Consider the following 13,771-nt stretch of genomic DNA (forward strand, 5'->3'; position numbering starts at 1 on the left):
GATATGTATGTTAGTGCTTCTCCTGGTTCTGGCAAAAGGACCAGGAGAAGCGTTATATGCGCAATCTGACTCCCTACAGCTCAATAAAGAGGCAAATTCCTTTACTAGCCAAGCATCAGTCGACAGTCTTTTTAGCCTTGGTGAAAAATATTTACATTCTCAAAAATACGAGCAATCGCTGTCACTTTTCCAAAAAAGTATTAAACTATATGGCCGCACTGATAATCACAAGAAAATAGGAGATTGCTTCAACTACATTGCAGTAATATATTATTTTCAAGGCGACTATTCCAAGACAATATTCTTCTTCAAGAAGAGTATTGAGTCATATAAAAAATCTAAATATATAAAAGGAGTGGCAGCACTTCTAAATAATATAGGCAGTGTATATAATACCTCTGGAGACTATCTCAAAGCATTAGATTACTACAGGCAAGCTATTGTTATGTTTGAGGAAGTTGGAGAGAAAGAAAATCTGGCTGTAGCTATTCGAAACATAGGACTGATTTACATGGAGGGTAAGGACTACAAGAATGCGATGGAACACTTTCGCAAATCCTATGCTCTTCATAAAAAGTTAAACGATCAGAAAAACATTTGCGAAACCCTAATACCAATAGGGAATGTGTATGCCAAAGAAGGAAGGTACGATAGTGCATTCGAGAACCTTACCAAAGCATTACAAATTGCTGATAAGGAGAAGGATAAGCAATTGCAAATCACAGCACTCGCTAGTTTAGGTGATTTGTTCTACAGTAAGTCAGACTACAAACAGGCATTGCCCTATTACACTCGTTGCTTAGCTTATTCAAATGAAGTAGGCAGATTGCAGTACCAAAGTGAATCGCAGATTGCCATTGGCGGCATTATGCATATGTTGGGAAAGTACAGGAGTTCAATAGTGAAATGCCAAGATGGCTTGAGATTGGCCGAAAAACTGGGATCTATGTCCCAAAAGAAGAGTGGATGTGATTGCCTGTATCAGGCACATAAGTCATTAGGTAACAATCAGCAGGCACTGCGCTATTATGAGCAAGCCAATGCGTACGAGGACAGCCTGAACTTAGCAGAAACGTCCAACAGGATAATGGGCATGGAGTTCCAGAAGCAGCAGCTGGTCGATAGCATTGCCTACGTCAAAAAAGAATACGTCGTTCAGCTCAAGCACAAAGAGGATGTACGGCGCAGAGAGAAGACCAGAAACATCATCGTCATCTCCTTGTGCTTTGTGGTCCTGATGGCGGCTGCCTTGTGGAACCGGCTAACCTATACCAGGAAGTCAAAGTCGGCTTTACAAACCGAGAAGGACCGATCCGATACTTTATTACTAAACATCCTTCCGGAAGAAATTGCGGAGGAACTCAAGGAGAAAGGCAATGTGAGTGCTCGGGATTATGATCTAGTGTCGATCCTGTTCACCGACTTCAAGTCCTTCACTCAGACCGCCGAGAAGATGACTCCCCAGAGCTTGGTGGAGGAGATAAATATATGCTTTAAAGCATTCGACCTGATTACCGAGAAATACCAGATCGAGAAGATAAAAACCATTGGTGACGCCTATATGGCGGCAGGGGGCATTCCCAAGTCGGACAAGGACTCAACCAGAAACATCGTGTTGGCCGGACTTGAGATGCAGGAATTTATTAAGAATAGAGCCATAGAGGGCCACCGGACAAATCGCCCCGCCTTTGAAATGAGGCTGGGCATCCACATTGGGCCGATCGTTGCCGGGATCGTTGGGGTGAGGAAGTTCCAGTACGACGTATGGGGGGACACGGTCAACACGGCCAGCCGGATGGAGAGCAGCGGCATGGTCGGGAAAGTAAATATTAGCGAGACGCTGTACCAGATCATAAAAGACGAAGACTGCTTCTCGTTTGAATACAGAGGCTACATCCAGGCTAAGGGCAAAGGGGAGGCAGTCATGTACTTCGTAGAGAAGTGCAGCGTAGCTCAGGTCGTGGCTTAATCAGGATATACCCGCATTTTTTTCAGTTTACTTGGCAGGTTTACAGGTAACACCCAATATATTTTTACAGTATCAAACGTTATTAATATCAGGAACGATAAACAAACTGGTTTTATTTTTAGGAATAGCAAGAAATAAGAGTTGATATTTATGACAGTTATTTTGGCAAATTTATAAGAAAATAATTAATCAAATTTGTGTCATACTAATTAGGAAATGGAACAGAGAAAACGAGATATTATAGAAGCAATCATATCTAAAGCCTGGGAAGATACCAGCTTTAGAAAAGAGCTACAGGTAGATCCGATAACGGCAATAGAAAAGTTGACCGGAGTTAAGGTGGTGATACCGGAGGGAAAGACTTTGGTAATTACAGACCAGACCGACAAATCTAAGATATACGTAAACATACCGGTAGAGCCCGAGGTGGAGAGTCTGGAGCTAACAGAAGATCAGCTCGAAGAAATAGCGGGTGGCGGGCATAAAATCTGGACTGATTTTGTCAGCAGTTTATTTCCTTCATTAAAACAGTGTTTTAATATTTAAAAGTTAGTTAGTTAATTAATTTAATTCAATTACTTGATAATATAAGTTTTATACATGTATGCGGTGGTATAAAGCATAGTGATTACTCTTCTTCGTGACGAGATAAAATAGCTCTATCAGCGTCCCATCACGATGATTTACTAGAGGTGCAAAATGGCATCATCACGCTTTATACCACCGCCGAAGTATAATGCTGAATAAGTTTTCGGCACTTGGATAATCAGCCCCCTAACCATTATAACGGCTCTCTACTCAATTAGCGCCGATTTAGGAAGCACTACATTTTCAAGACTACCCTCACAGGTTCGATCATTGGTATTCTGATTCATGATCCTCCCACTATGCCCATCGATCCCCTCTATCATAGATTTCGTGCTCTACTAATAATCAGTTTTAAAAAAAAAGTCCAAATCTAAAATCAATCTTTTACCAATCAATCACATGGAATTTACACAAAGTCAAAAAGTGTACGCTGAAATCGTACAAAAAGCTTGGGAAGATGCCCAATTCAAAAGCGAGTTGATGGCTAATCCTGCCGAAGCTATTGAGAAAGCCACTGGCCATAAACTCAACCTGCCCGAAGGCAAGACCCTGGTAGTGCGCGATCAGACCAACGAGTCCACAGTGTATATTAATATTCCGGCTAAGCCAAACACGGAGGATGTCGAGTTGAACGAAGATCAATTGGAAGCCGTGGCCGGCGGGGGGCTTGTCGGTGGGGGTATATTCCTGCCAACGCCTGTCTTCCCTCCTTACACCACTGGTCCTGTTATCCCGATTTATGGTGATGTTCTTTCGTAGTCAAAACGATTGAACACAGTAAAATAAATCATCTACATTAATCAAAATAGATTGTGAAAAATTCAATTAACGACAAGGTCGATGCGTTGAAAAAAGACGCAGAAAATCAGGAAGAGTTCATGCAGAAACTCGCTGAGGTCGATGAGGAAGGCCAACTTACTGATGATGTGCTGGAGCAAATCAGTGGAGGAGCTGACCCCGGTAAAATTAGTGCTCTCATCGACATCCCCGCACTGGGCATGCTGACACCAGATTTCCCGGCACCTGCAGAGTACTAAACGGGTCCGTCATGGCTTCTCTACTCTGTCCCAGCTCAACTGCTAAGCCCGGTGCCGCTCTTTTCGGTATTCAGGATGCTACCGGCCATATTCAGTACCTCGAAGAACCAGTCATTGTTGACCAGACGTTCGTTGATACCGCCCGCCAGCAGGTCCGCCAGCCCGAAGAAAGGTTTCGGTTTGCCAGCAACTGCGCTAAAACTGGTTGTGGCCACTGGAGTTCGCAAAACACCAGTTGCGGTCTAGTGGGTAAAATTGTTGAAGCCATGAACCGCCAAGCCGATGCGACGCTCGTCGCCTGCGCCATCCGCACCCGCTGCCGATGGTATCATCAGGAAGGAGCGAATGCCTGCGCCAACTGCGACGAAGTGGTGCGTAACGTCCGAACGCAGGAAGTAATGGCGTAGGGTGCTTAGTTATTGACAGCCAGCTTAATTTAACGTTTAATTATTCAAATCAATGGAAGTTGCAACAGAACAAAAAATAAACGCAGAAATTATACAAAAAGCCTGGGAGGATGCTCAATTCAAGGAGGAATTGCTGAAAAATCCAGTAGCAACAATGGAGAAGTTTGCTGGCCAGAAGCTTAAGTTATCGGAAGGACAAAAACTAGTAGTAGTAGATCAAACAGATCCTTCTACAGTTTATTTTAATATTCCGAAAAAAATCGACATTGATAATGTAGAGCTGACTGAAGAGCAACTAGAAACGGTTGCAGGTGGAAATGGATATGCTGAAGCTCAAATAGTCAATTATATAGTTAATAAGACTGTTGATGTTTATATCTGGGCAACAACGTAGTAGGGTACTTATTTACTGATGTTACGCGGTGAATTGCGCCGATTCTTGGTTCATAGCTTTGGATCCAGCTAAATAAAGTTGGGCTTTAGTCGAAAATGACCGATTCCGTGTCGCACTTTGAGCGCCTTCAACTTGCTGTAAGCCAGGATTGGGGCGAAGAAATGGTTGGCTTGGGTATTCGGCTTTTTGGTGGGCGAGTTCCCCAATAGGAAGGAGCGAATGCCTGCGCCAACTGCGACGAAGTAGTGCGTAACGTCCGAATACAGGAAGTAATGGCGTAAGGTGGTGGTTTCGTCACGTAAATAAGCACTAGGAGCTATTAATGATATAGCTAATTCTGTAGTTGCCTTACTTGGCGTATTATTCACTACTTCGGTATTTCTTCAACTTCAATGAAATTTTAATCTATTCTTAACAATTCAACAATCAACCACATGGAATTTACACAAAGTCAAAATTTGTACGCTAAAGTCGTACAAAAAGCTTGGGAAGATGCCCAATTCAAACAAGAGTTGATGGCAAGTCCAGTAGAAGCAATTGAGAAATTGACGGGCCAGAAACTCAACTTGTCAGAAGGACAGATGCTGGTTGTAAGAGACCAAACCGATGAGTCTACTGTTTATATTAACATTCCTGCTCAGCCAAAAAATCTCGCAGATGTAGAGTTGAACGAAGAACAATTGGAAGCTGTAGCTGGAGGAGTTGATGGGACAATTGGGTGTATTCCTGATATTTTTAATAATCCAGGAGGGTGTTTTCCACCTACTATCTTCACAACTATATAAATATACCAATAAAATAAACATTTTATTATCATGACAACATCAGAAAAGCAAAAGCAAGGTGCAGAGTTAATTAAAACGTTGGCACATAAAGCGTGGGAAAGTTCTTCTTTCAAAGATCAACTAGTGAAAAACCCTGTATCTACCATTGAATCAGTCACGGGGCATAAATTAGCAGAAAATGTGAAAGTTGTAGTAGAAGACCAAACTAATCCATCGGTCATTTTTCTAAATATACCAAGGAAACCCAATTATGATGAAATGGAGTTGACCGATGAACAATTAGAAACGATTGCTGGTGGGGAGGTTGCAGTAGCGGCCGCAATAGGTTTTGGCGTTGTAACCTTATTCGCAGCTGGAATAGCCATAGGTCAAGCGTGGGATTAATAAACATTTAAAAAGACTAATAAAATGCTTACGCAAGAACAACAAGTTAGGGGCCAAAAGTTGACAAGTGATTTAGTGCAAAAAGCACATGAAGATACACTTTTCAAAGAACGTTTGATCAGCAACCCGGTGGAAACAATTGAGGATTTTACCGGAAATAAATTGCAAAAAAATGTTAGTATAGTGGTTGAGGACCAAACAAGTTTAAACCATATTTACTTAAACATCCCAGCTAAAATAAAAGTTGATGAATTAGAGTTGACAGATGAGCAACTCGAAATGATTTCTGGTGGAGAGATTGCTGGTACAGCTGCTATATGTGTCCTTATTGGAGGTGCCGCTTTAGGTGCAGGCATCTGGGTTGGTACACATATGTAATACATTATTTGATTAAAAAATCTGATGACAAAAAAATAAATTTTGTCATCAGATTTTTTAATTATTGTAAAATTCATTTTTAATAAACATGAAGAATCTAAATCCTTTTGTTTTGCTAATAATAGGGGCTTTGCTAATTCCTATTAGCTATGCATTTCACAATAATGCATTTAAGTTGTTTTTGTTGGGGTCTTCTGTTTTATTAGTATCGGTCAGTCTCTTTATATCTTTTATGAAAATAAAAAATAAAAAGATATAATGTTATCCTTAATATATTTATGTAACTGTAAGATTCTTTTAAACAATTATAGCTTTTCTAAAATATAAAAAGCTTATTTTTAGTCAACTAGTATTTATAAAAAAGAACTTAAAACAAATGAAAAAGGCTATGGAAGCAAACACTGAAACTCAAGCTAAACTGAAAGGGTTTTCTGATTTAATTCAGCCAATCAGCATCGAAGATTTTGAAGCTCATTATTGGGAGAAGCAGTTTATACATATCAACAGAGATAATCCCGATTTTTTTTCATCATTATTCTCAATTGAGGACTTAGATAGTCTTTTAGCATATAATCGTCCTAGAGGCAATAGTTTAAGGGTTGTCAAAAGCCAGCAACCTATGAATCCCACTATTTATGAAAACCCTGACGGGAGCTTAAATTTGAATCAACTTTACGCAGCTTATGCTGACGGTTATACTATTGTAGTTAATGAGATTCAACGTTTTTGGGATCCAATTAAAATGCTTGTGGAAAATATAAGGAATTATATGAGCCACAATACTGTAGCAAATCTTTATCTAACTCCCGAAAACGAAAAGGCTCTTTCTCCCCATTATGATTCACATGACGTTTTTGCACTGCAAATTTCAGGAGAAAAACATTGGATCTTGTATGATGATACTCATTTCAAAACACCACTTTTAAACAGTTTTCAACCTGTTTTTCAAAGAGAACATCTTACGGGTGCAAAAGAAATTACAATGCGAGCAGGGGATATTCTGTATATGCCACGTGGAGTTCCTCATGAAGCTTATACCACGGATAAGTCGTCGATGCACATTACTATCGGCGTTCATTCTACACAATGGATTGATTTCATTGCAAAATCGTTAATAAATTTAAGTCAACAACATATAGAATTACGCAGAGCACTCCCTATTGGATATTTAAAATCTAAAAATGAAAATTTATTATCTTCTGATACTGAATTAGATTTTATAACTATTTTACAGCAAGTTTTTCAAAAACATAACATTGAAGGTTCTTTGAATATATTGGAAGAAGAGTTTAGAACAAAAGAACAACCAAAACCAGATGGTCATTTCTTAAGTTTAGACAAGTCAAACCACATCAAATTAGATTCTTATCTTTCAAAAAGAGATGGTGTAACCTCTAAAGTTACTAATAATATTTCTGGAGCAAGGATTATATTTCAAGGAAATACGATAAAAGGACCTTCTCAAATTACAAATTCACTAGAATTTATATCACAACAAGAAGGTGTTTTCTCCGTTATTGATATTCCATTTTTAACTGACGAAAATAAATTGAAATTAGCGAAAAGGCTTGTTAGAGGTGGGTTGCTTAAAGTTGTCAATTAGTTACATATTAAGAGCTTATCCCAAAACGGGTCAGCAAATGTGAAAAGTGCAGTCAACCTACCTTGGGGATTGATCCGTTCCACAAGGGCGGTCCGGCAAAGTGTCCCCACCTGCTCTAACTGGCTCCGCCCGACAAGCCCCGTGAGGAGCGCTGCCTTGATCCCAACACGTGAGTCAAGGGCTGCATGCTAACGAGCAGTACTCCATGGCGGGGTGGCGATCCACTAGAGGGTGCGGATAAATACATAGGGGAAAACCTCTGGCTCGATACGTTAAGCTGATGCTTTAGGGCTAGGCTGGCGTTATTGCTTGGCCAAGTAGCTCTTCAGGGAAAGGTACTTGCCGTACTTCAGGTGCACATCCACAATGGTGGCCAGCAGCACCGCCAATGCGTGCAGTCTGCGCTCGATTAAATTTTAAAATAGAAAAAATATTTAATTTATTTTATCGTAAAAAATATCAAGACTTTGTAGGCTTTACTTGCCAAAATATATTAAGGTTATTGTTTACCGCGTAAGAGATGGCCTCAGTCATACTGTTTACGCCCATCTTCTCAAACAGCTTTCTCCGGTGAAATTTAACAGTATCGGGAGATACAAAAAGCATTTCAGAAATTTCATTAATTGTATGACCTCTACCGGACAGTTGTAAAATTTCCGTTTCCCTATCCGATAGCTTTATCTTCTGGTCAGGTCGCCATACATTTTCCTGAAGGTCGTATGTGTAGACCTTGTTTTCTCCACTCTTGTGAATTCTAATATTACCTTCGGTTCGCTCAGATGAGAGGGAAACGACACACAATGCCTTCCAGATCTTTCCTTCGTCGTTAAAGAATATAGGAGTCAGTTTCTGATTGATTAATATTAGCTTTCCCTCTTGGTTTCTTAGATGGAAGTCATATGAGATTGAGTAATTACCGCGGTCTTCTAATGGGATTTTCTCATAAAACTCAAATCCTACCGTATTAATTTTCAGCAACAACTCCAGGTCCTTTTCGGGAACGTACTTGAAGTAGTAGTTGTACCCCATTTCCTGCACCTGGGTCGCGGTGTTGCCACACAAGAATAAAGGGTTATCGGAGACGTACTCAAACCCCTGTTTCATGTAGTCTATCACATAGATACTACTGTAAGTAGCTATGGCAAAAGCTTTTATACAGTCCAGATAATTAAATTGCTGTCCGTTTTTCTGATCGATGTCAGAAATGGTGTTGGCACCGTTAAAAAACTCGCTTACTTCCTTCATCTTACTGTTTGAAGTTACATTCAGTGAAATCAACTATTGTATCACTGCCCAAAATCTGGGCAGTTTAGGAGGCCGTTGTCAAGTAGGACACAAGTAGGGTTGAGGCGAACACCTGAGCCGGCGTTTGGCCGTTGAGCTCTTGGTGGGGGAGCTAGTGATGGGAGTAGGTGAAGTAGGCATGCAGTTGCTCCTAGAGGTGCTGGTCGTCAATGGCTAGGTTGAGGTAGACGGATTCCCAATTGACGGAACGCCATAGGCGCTCAATCAAGGCATTGTCAGTGATGTGGCCGCGCCCGGCCCTGCTGATTTGGCAGCCAGATGTCGGGCGTGTACCAGTCGAGCACAGGCACCAGGTAGAGGACGCCTGTGGCCATGGGAACATAGGTGATATCAGTGCTCCAGACCTCATGGGCGCATCCAATACTCGCACCCCTAACAGGTACGGATAGCGTATGCTGCCTTGGCCCGCCACCGATAAGCACGGTTTGGGGTAGACCGGCCCCTTTCCCATAAGCCGCACCAGCCGGCGCGCCCGTTTTGCGTTGACGGAATATCTCGCCGGGCGCAAAAACACCTGGTAGCGGATCTCTACCAAGCCCCAAGCGAGCAACCCAACTACGGCGCGTAGTTAGGTTGCACGCTTGGGGCCCGCGTTTTTTTTAGCAACTGGTTTTTCATCTGCAAGAGCCCGATAGCCACGTAAAGCGGCTCGGCGTCTGGTGGTGGCACCATGGGCACAATAGGCTCGGCCAAGACGTGCACCGCCTGCCGGCGCAAATGCAACTTCCCGCAATTGATTTGCGCCACCGACAAGTGGTAACGGGCGGTTAGTTCGGCCAAGGGATGCCACTCTGTCCGGGCAGCCAGGGACAATTCCGCCCTGAACTCGGCAGTGAAGCGATGATGGGTACGTTTTGGATTCATAGGCTAACTAAGATATTCGCCAGAAACTGTTCAAACTTTGGGGAGTACGACGTATTGCCAACGGAGTAGTTTCATTCGTCAAGGATCTGCGGTCTGTGGCCGAGCTTATTTGCACAATCAGGATTTTGGCAAATACTCACCCCTTTTGCTTCCGGAGTGGTTCCGGCTTATAGTAGCAAATGTGACGGTTGAAGCTTAGCGACGAATAGAACGTGCCAATCTTGTGTCACGCTTACTATCAAGCCGTTGTGGACTTCCGTAACCTACTGATGAATATTCGTGTGCCTGAATCTACTTGAAAATCTCCGAATACCATGTAGGTGAGATGGTCCGGTTAAGCAGGACAGTTTGGGGATGTATTTTTAAGTTGTGGAAGCTAAAAGGTCCGAGAGCTTTGATAGGCTACCGCCGAGTGGCGACGGTCGTGGTTATAGTAGTCAAAATAGGCGGCCACGCTTTGGTGTGCATCGGCCAGGTCGCGGAAAACATGCCTCTCCCGCGCTTTAAGTTCTTCGGCTTTGCGCTGCAACCACAAGCTCTCGGCCGGCGCATTTTCCAAGTACTCGGACCGCCGACTTTAGGAGCCTAGACCATCATATGCAGCCAGCAAGACCCGATAGGCGTTACCGCAATACTGCCCGCCTCGGTTAGAATGCACCAGCAGACCACCCGCACCTTATGCGGGGCTAGCAGAGTCCAGCACAAGGCACTGATCACAGACCTTTAAGGGGGGGGCTCGCGCTCTTGTCAGCCTACCACCTGGCGGGTAAAGCTGTCCTGGAACGCGTACACGTAGGCCCACGCTCCCGAGGACAGGAGCAACTAAGTGAAATCGCTGACCCAGACCTAATTCGGGCAGTTCGGAGCCGGCTGGTCAAGCAAGCGGTTGGGCCCACGCGGTGGCCTCTTTACCGCAATTCGACACGCAGGCGACGGGTGCTGTAGCGCTTGGGCAGCAGCTAAAGGTGTTTTCCAGCGCCGCTTCCCACACCACGGACGCCGCGCTGGTAGCGGGCGAGGGGCTTGTTTGCGCCCAGCGTAATAACGGCGGGGGCCACTTCCACTACCTGGTAGCGTAGCCGTACGCAATAGCTACCGCGCTGCTGATCTATAAAGGGATAGCAACTCCTAGCGTCGGTGGGATAGCCGAAGAAAAGAGGAATGGCTTGTTTGGAAATCTCCAACTCTTGCGCCAGCCACCGGTTGGCCACGCGTAACTGACGCTCTTCGAGCACCTCGGCCGGGCCGGCCGGCAGGGCGTCACGCGGCCACTGGAAGAGCAGCTTGGGGTCCAGGTTCAAGGCACGAGCGCCCACTGGGGTCGAGCGGCTCTCGGCCACTATTCGCAGAGTTTCCGTGCGGAAGGCCGCGTCATACTTACGGCAGTTATCGGGCTTTTCCACAGGCGGAAAATACCATCCAATATTTTCTCGCTTAGCTAGACCATCTCCTATTACGACTACAAAGTGTAGTTGTTCAGCTCTCTTTTGTAAACTACAATTTAGTGTAGCTATGTTACCCTTGGTCTAGGGTTTATTTGAGTCTAAACCCTATACAAAATATGAATATTACTCAAAATTACTTGGGGCAGTTAGAGCTGGGACTACTCAGTGAGTTGGCAGCGTTTGTAGTAGGGGAGAACTTCAGCCATCACTCCGTATTATGTCCGGAGGTGGACGTACAACGCGACGTGCAGAATATCTACAGTGAAGAGTTGCACCATCTCAAAAACTCGAGTTTTTACATTGCTCGAGATTCATCTGGTACTATTCAAGGCTCCATAAGACTCACCAAGTGGGACTACAAAGCGGAGTTGCCCTTACAGAAGATCTTCGACATTAACCCGATTGACACCCTGGACTGCGCTGAGAAGGTACCGCTTATTTGGCACATCGGCCGGTTTGCTACGCGCAGAAGCAATACAGACAAGACGATGTTCAAAAAACTCATGGTCCACGCCGTTACGCCTATCTGTAAGGAGAAAGATAGTGTAGCCTTCGCTGAATGTGACAGTAAGCTATTGAGAATCATGAACCTCCTTGGTATCGAGACCCGGGTAATTGGCAAGTCGGTGAATTACCTGGGATCAGAGACTATTCCTATCTCAATAAGTGCCCAGGGGCTGAGTAGATTTTACCATAAAAATAAAGACTTGGTGAGAGTGGAGTAGTAATCCACGCAAGTCATACTAGGGTGAACGAAGTCTACTTCAACCAAAACTATCACACCAATGAATCAGGCAGAAAACATACTCATCGACTGGGATGCTCCCAACCTTTTAGAGCAGCTTGTTCAGAACATCAAAGCTCCTTTGGAGAACATTGCAGCTGCGGGAAGAAACAGCGATGAATATAATAAAGAGAAAATAGAGGAAATTATATTTTCAAGTACTAAGGAGATAAGTGACATTATAGAAGCAATAGTGGCAAAAAATAAAGCCAGATCGCTTAGCCTAACCCATGAAAGCCGTCCCGATATATTTAAAATATATGAGTCTAACGAGAATATTAGGCAGATGTGTATGGATGCGGTAACTCCTCAAAAAGTGACCAAGGTCGATCAAGATTGGTTGATGAGTTTCGAAAAAGCGGTTTATGACAACCTAAGTAACAACTTTCTGAACTTGTGTGAATTGTCATATAAAATGGCCGTGAGCGAACGGCAACTGTATAGAAGAATTTTGAGTCTGGTGGCCCTAACCCCTAATAAGTACATCCGCATATTGCGATTGCACAAAGCAAAGCAGATGATTGATAACTTTGTAGATCATTCCATTCCACAGATCGCCTACGCAGTCGGCTATAATGACGTTCATTATTTTTCGAAGCTGTTTGCGAGTCAGTACAGTGTTTCTCCAAAAGAACTCTTGGGTTCCCTACGATGAAATGATGTCGGCTTCACAGTTAAAGTAAGCTATTTTTGATTTGAGTGTGGAAATCAGCTATATAAAACGAAAGCAACCCTATGGATTTGACCGAACAACAAAAGAAAGGGCAAGAAGTCTTATTCAGGATAATTTCCGAAGCCTGGGAAAATGACCAGTTTAAACAAGCCTTACTTGCCAACCCGAAAGAAACGCTAGAGCAGATCTTCGGAAAGAAATTTTCGTCTGGAAAGCGAATTAAGGTCACCGATCAATCTGATCCGTCCTATATCTATATAAATATTCCGGTAAAGTCGAATGTTGAAGAAGAAGCCTCGACCCTGAACAGAGGTAACTTAGCAGCAGGGGCAAAGAGTAACGGCTTTGTTATGACCGATTATAAATCATTGTATAACTCATTAGATAATACAAATACGTAAAATGTCATTTATGTCAGTCTTTTTAGCCAGAATGCCTAGGTAACGCATAGTAAGTTTGTTTGAAGCAAAAGTAATTTCTAGAACTAAATAAATACTATTATGAAACGTGTACTTTTTTTCTTGGGTCAGTTAAATGACAGAGACGTAGAATGGATGCTCCAAAACGGCAATAGAATGATGCTGGATGCGGGTGACCGGGTTATCACCAAAGGAGAATCAATTGATAGCTTATTTATAGTAATCTCAGGGCAATTAGCCGTGTATGCAAATAGTAACCACAACGAATGTATCGCCAAGCTGGAATCAGGTGAGATGGTTGGCGAAATGTCTTTTCTAGAATCTCGTCCCCCTTCGGTATCGGTAATCGTCACCAAACCCTCTACCATTTTTCAGATCTCCCGTGATAAGATCAATTCCCGGCTCCTAAAGGACGCCGAATTCAAAGCTAACTTCTACCACGCCCTGGCACTGTTCCTGTCAAACCGACTGAGAGCGACGACCGATCAGCTTGGATTCGGAAATCCAGAAGAGGATGACTTGTTGGAAACTGTCGTTTTGGATGGGGTAGCTCAAGCCGGCTCGCGGTTCGTCCAGATCATACATCGGTTCTCAGAAGTATAGCCTGAGCCGTCGTAGTAGTACCCAACGTATAGCATAGATCGTTAAGTACTTGGTGCTACTAAGGTTATCCTATGTTCGCTTATCCTCCGTAACGGGGCTTGATGATAAGGAAAAGGGAGGAGTAAGATTCCTC

General features: G+C 43.3%; 18 protein-coding genes and 1 pseudogene. 14 read left to right on the forward strand and 5 right to left on the reverse strand.

Translation table 11 applies throughout. The annotated features are described in order from the left end of the window. Positions 1 to 7: 7 nt before the first annotated feature. The 6 genes from ACYVGU_RS11350 (at position 8) to ACYVGU_RS11375 (ending at position 4,395) form a co-directional block, all read left to right on the forward strand. Complete coding sequence (locus tag ACYVGU_RS11350; protein ID WP_460622184.1) at positions 8 to 1,969, forward strand: adenylate/guanylate cyclase domain-containing protein; 1,962 nt, start codon at positions 8 to 10, stop codon at positions 1,967 to 1,969. 216 nt (positions 1,970 to 2,185) lie between these two features. Beyond that, positions 2,186 to 2,515: an NHLP leader peptide family RiPP precursor gene (locus ACYVGU_RS11355; protein ID WP_460615727.1), complete on the forward strand. Its 330-nt coding sequence runs from the start codon at positions 2,186 to 2,188 to the stop codon at positions 2,513 to 2,515. Between the two features lie 441 nt (positions 2,516 to 2,956). After that, entirely contained in the window at positions 2,957 to 3,316 is a 360-nt protein-coding gene (locus ACYVGU_RS11360) for an NHLP leader peptide family RiPP precursor (protein WP_460615728.1), read from the forward strand. Positions 3,317 to 3,369: 53 nt separating this feature from the next. After that, complete coding sequence (locus ACYVGU_RS11365; RefSeq protein WP_460622185.1) at positions 3,370 to 3,594, forward strand: hypothetical protein; 225 nt, start codon at positions 3,370 to 3,372, stop codon at positions 3,592 to 3,594. Between the two features lie 11 nt (positions 3,595 to 3,605). Next, positions 3,606 to 4,001 (forward strand): hypothetical protein, encoded by a 396-nt coding sequence (locus ACYVGU_RS11370; RefSeq protein ID WP_460615730.1) that lies wholly within the window; start codon positions 3,606 to 3,608, stop codon positions 3,999 to 4,001. A 52-nt stretch (positions 4,002 to 4,053) separates the two neighbouring features. Beyond that, positions 4,054 to 4,395 carry an NHLP leader peptide family RiPP precursor gene (locus ACYVGU_RS11375; protein WP_460615731.1) on the forward strand — a complete coding sequence of 114 codons (342 nt, stop codon included), beginning with the start codon at positions 4,054 to 4,056 and terminating at the stop codon, positions 4,393 to 4,395. A 21-nt stretch (positions 4,396 to 4,416) separates the two neighbouring features. Here the strand turns inward: ACYVGU_RS11375 and ACYVGU_RS11380 are convergent. Beyond that, positions 4,417 to 4,601, reverse strand: a pseudogene (locus tag ACYVGU_RS11380) (IS701 family transposase); the annotation flags it as partial. A 228-nt stretch (positions 4,602 to 4,829) separates the two neighbouring features. On the opposite strand from ACYVGU_RS11380, the gene ACYVGU_RS11385 reads away from it, so the two are divergent. The 4 genes from ACYVGU_RS11385 to ACYVGU_RS11400 all read left to right on the forward strand — a co-directional run bounded on the left by ACYVGU_RS11385 (position 4,830) and on the right by ACYVGU_RS11400 (position 7,545). Then, complete coding sequence (locus tag ACYVGU_RS11385) at positions 4,830 to 5,180, forward strand: NHLP leader peptide family RiPP precursor (RefSeq protein ID WP_460615732.1); 351 nt, start codon at positions 4,830 to 4,832, stop codon at positions 5,178 to 5,180. Positions 5,181 to 5,210: 30 nt separating this feature from the next. Further along, positions 5,211 to 5,564: an NHLP leader peptide family RiPP precursor gene (locus tag ACYVGU_RS11390; RefSeq protein WP_460622186.1), complete on the forward strand. Its 354-nt coding sequence runs from the start codon at positions 5,211 to 5,213 to the stop codon at positions 5,562 to 5,564. 24 nt (positions 5,565 to 5,588) lie between these two features. Then, positions 5,589 to 5,942: a hypothetical protein gene (locus ACYVGU_RS11395; RefSeq protein ID WP_460615734.1), complete on the forward strand. Its 354-nt coding sequence runs from the start codon at positions 5,589 to 5,591 to the stop codon at positions 5,940 to 5,942. A 376-nt stretch (positions 5,943 to 6,318) separates the two neighbouring features. Then, positions 6,319 to 7,545 (forward strand): cupin domain-containing protein, encoded by a 1,227-nt coding sequence (locus ACYVGU_RS11400; protein ID WP_460622187.1) that lies wholly within the window; start codon positions 6,319 to 6,321, stop codon positions 7,543 to 7,545. 459 nt (positions 7,546 to 8,004) lie between these two features. Here the strand turns inward: ACYVGU_RS11400 and ACYVGU_RS11405 are convergent, their stop codons facing one another. The 4 genes from ACYVGU_RS11405 to ACYVGU_RS11420 all read right to left on the reverse strand — a co-directional run bounded on the left by ACYVGU_RS11405 (position 8,005) and on the right by ACYVGU_RS11420 (position 11,117). Continuing rightward, positions 8,005 to 8,790: a response regulator transcription factor gene (locus ACYVGU_RS11405; protein WP_460615736.1), complete on the reverse strand. Its 786-nt coding sequence runs from the start codon at positions 8,788 to 8,790 to the stop codon at positions 8,005 to 8,007. 615 nt (positions 8,791 to 9,405) lie between these two features. Then, positions 9,406 to 9,714 carry a hypothetical protein gene (locus ACYVGU_RS11410; RefSeq protein ID WP_460622188.1) on the reverse strand — a complete coding sequence of 103 codons (309 nt, stop codon included), beginning with the start codon at positions 9,712 to 9,714 and terminating at the stop codon, positions 9,406 to 9,408. 376 nt (positions 9,715 to 10,090) lie between these two features. Then, on the reverse strand, positions 10,091 to 10,273 hold the full coding sequence (locus ACYVGU_RS11415) for an integrase core domain-containing protein (protein WP_460622189.1): 183 nt from the start codon (positions 10,271 to 10,273) through the stop codon (positions 10,091 to 10,093). Between the two features lie 400 nt (positions 10,274 to 10,673). Then, positions 10,674 to 11,117 carry a hypothetical protein gene (locus tag ACYVGU_RS11420; RefSeq protein WP_460622190.1) on the reverse strand — a complete coding sequence of 148 codons (444 nt, stop codon included), beginning with the start codon at positions 11,115 to 11,117 and terminating at the stop codon, positions 10,674 to 10,676. Between the two features lie 158 nt (positions 11,118 to 11,275). Between ACYVGU_RS11420 and ACYVGU_RS11425 the strand changes: the two genes are divergently transcribed. From ACYVGU_RS11425 to ACYVGU_RS11440, 4 genes are all read left to right on the forward strand, one after another. Next, the gene (locus tag ACYVGU_RS11425; RefSeq protein WP_460615739.1) at positions 11,276 to 11,884 is read left to right on the forward strand and encodes a hypothetical protein; all 609 of its coding nucleotides are present in this window, start codon (positions 11,276 to 11,278) and stop codon (positions 11,882 to 11,884) included. 60 nt (positions 11,885 to 11,944) lie between these two features. Further along, positions 11,945 to 12,598 carry a helix-turn-helix domain-containing protein gene (locus ACYVGU_RS11430; RefSeq protein ID WP_460622191.1) on the forward strand — a complete coding sequence of 218 codons (654 nt, stop codon included), beginning with the start codon at positions 11,945 to 11,947 and terminating at the stop codon, positions 12,596 to 12,598. Between the two features lie 80 nt (positions 12,599 to 12,678). After that, positions 12,679 to 13,017, forward strand: coding sequence for a hypothetical protein (locus ACYVGU_RS11435; RefSeq protein ID WP_460615741.1), 339 nt, complete (start codon positions 12,679 to 12,681; stop codon positions 13,015 to 13,017). A 99-nt stretch (positions 13,018 to 13,116) separates the two neighbouring features. Continuing rightward, positions 13,117 to 13,638, forward strand: coding sequence for a cyclic nucleotide-binding domain-containing protein (locus tag ACYVGU_RS11440; protein ID WP_460622192.1), 522 nt, complete (start codon positions 13,117 to 13,119; stop codon positions 13,636 to 13,638). Positions 13,639 to 13,771 lie beyond the last annotated feature (133 nt).

The sequence above is a fragment of the Hymenobacter tenuis genome, assembly GCF_054780495.1.

Coding starts and splice junctions, on each gene's coding strand:
- ACYVGU_RS11355 (WP_460615727.1), top strand. CDS start 2,186: ATGGAACAGAGAAAACGAGATATTATAGAAGCAATCATATCTAAAGCC.
- ACYVGU_RS11375 (WP_460615731.1), top strand. CDS start 4,054: ATGGAAGTTGCAACAGAACAAAAAATAAACGCAGAAATTATACAAAAA.
- ACYVGU_RS11370 (WP_460615730.1), top strand. CDS start 3,606: ATGGCTTCTCTACTCTGTCCCAGCTCAACTGCTAAGCCCGGTGCCGCT.
- ACYVGU_RS11385 (WP_460615732.1), top strand. CDS start 4,830: ATGGAATTTACACAAAGTCAAAATTTGTACGCTAAAGTCGTACAAAAA.
- ACYVGU_RS11400 (WP_460622187.1), top strand. CDS start 6,319: ATGAAAAAGGCTATGGAAGCAAACACTGAAACTCAAGCTAAACTGAAA.
- ACYVGU_RS11350 (WP_460622184.1), top strand. CDS start 8: ATGTTAGTGCTTCTCCTGGTTCTGGCAAAAGGACCAGGAGAAGCGTTA.
- ACYVGU_RS11395 (WP_460615734.1), top strand. CDS start 5,589: ATGCTTACGCAAGAACAACAAGTTAGGGGCCAAAAGTTGACAAGTGAT.
- ACYVGU_RS11435 (WP_460615741.1), top strand. CDS start 12,679: ATGGATTTGACCGAACAACAAAAGAAAGGGCAAGAAGTCTTATTCAGG.
- ACYVGU_RS11410 (WP_460622188.1), bottom strand. CDS start 9,714: ATGAATCCAAAACGTACCCATCATCGCTTCACTGCCGAGTTCAGGGCG.
- ACYVGU_RS11425 (WP_460615739.1), top strand. CDS start 11,276: ATGAATATTACTCAAAATTACTTGGGGCAGTTAGAGCTGGGACTACTC.
- ACYVGU_RS11430 (WP_460622191.1), top strand. CDS start 11,945: ATGAATCAGGCAGAAAACATACTCATCGACTGGGATGCTCCCAACCTT.
- ACYVGU_RS11405 (WP_460615736.1), bottom strand. CDS start 8,790: ATGAAGGAAGTAAGCGAGTTTTTTAACGGTGCCAACACCATTTCTGAC.
- ACYVGU_RS11360 (WP_460615728.1), top strand. CDS start 2,957: ATGGAATTTACACAAAGTCAAAAAGTGTACGCTGAAATCGTACAAAAA.
- ACYVGU_RS11440 (WP_460622192.1), top strand. CDS start 13,117: ATGAAACGTGTACTTTTTTTCTTGGGTCAGTTAAATGACAGAGACGTA.
- ACYVGU_RS11390 (WP_460622186.1), top strand. CDS start 5,211: ATGACAACATCAGAAAAGCAAAAGCAAGGTGCAGAGTTAATTAAAACG.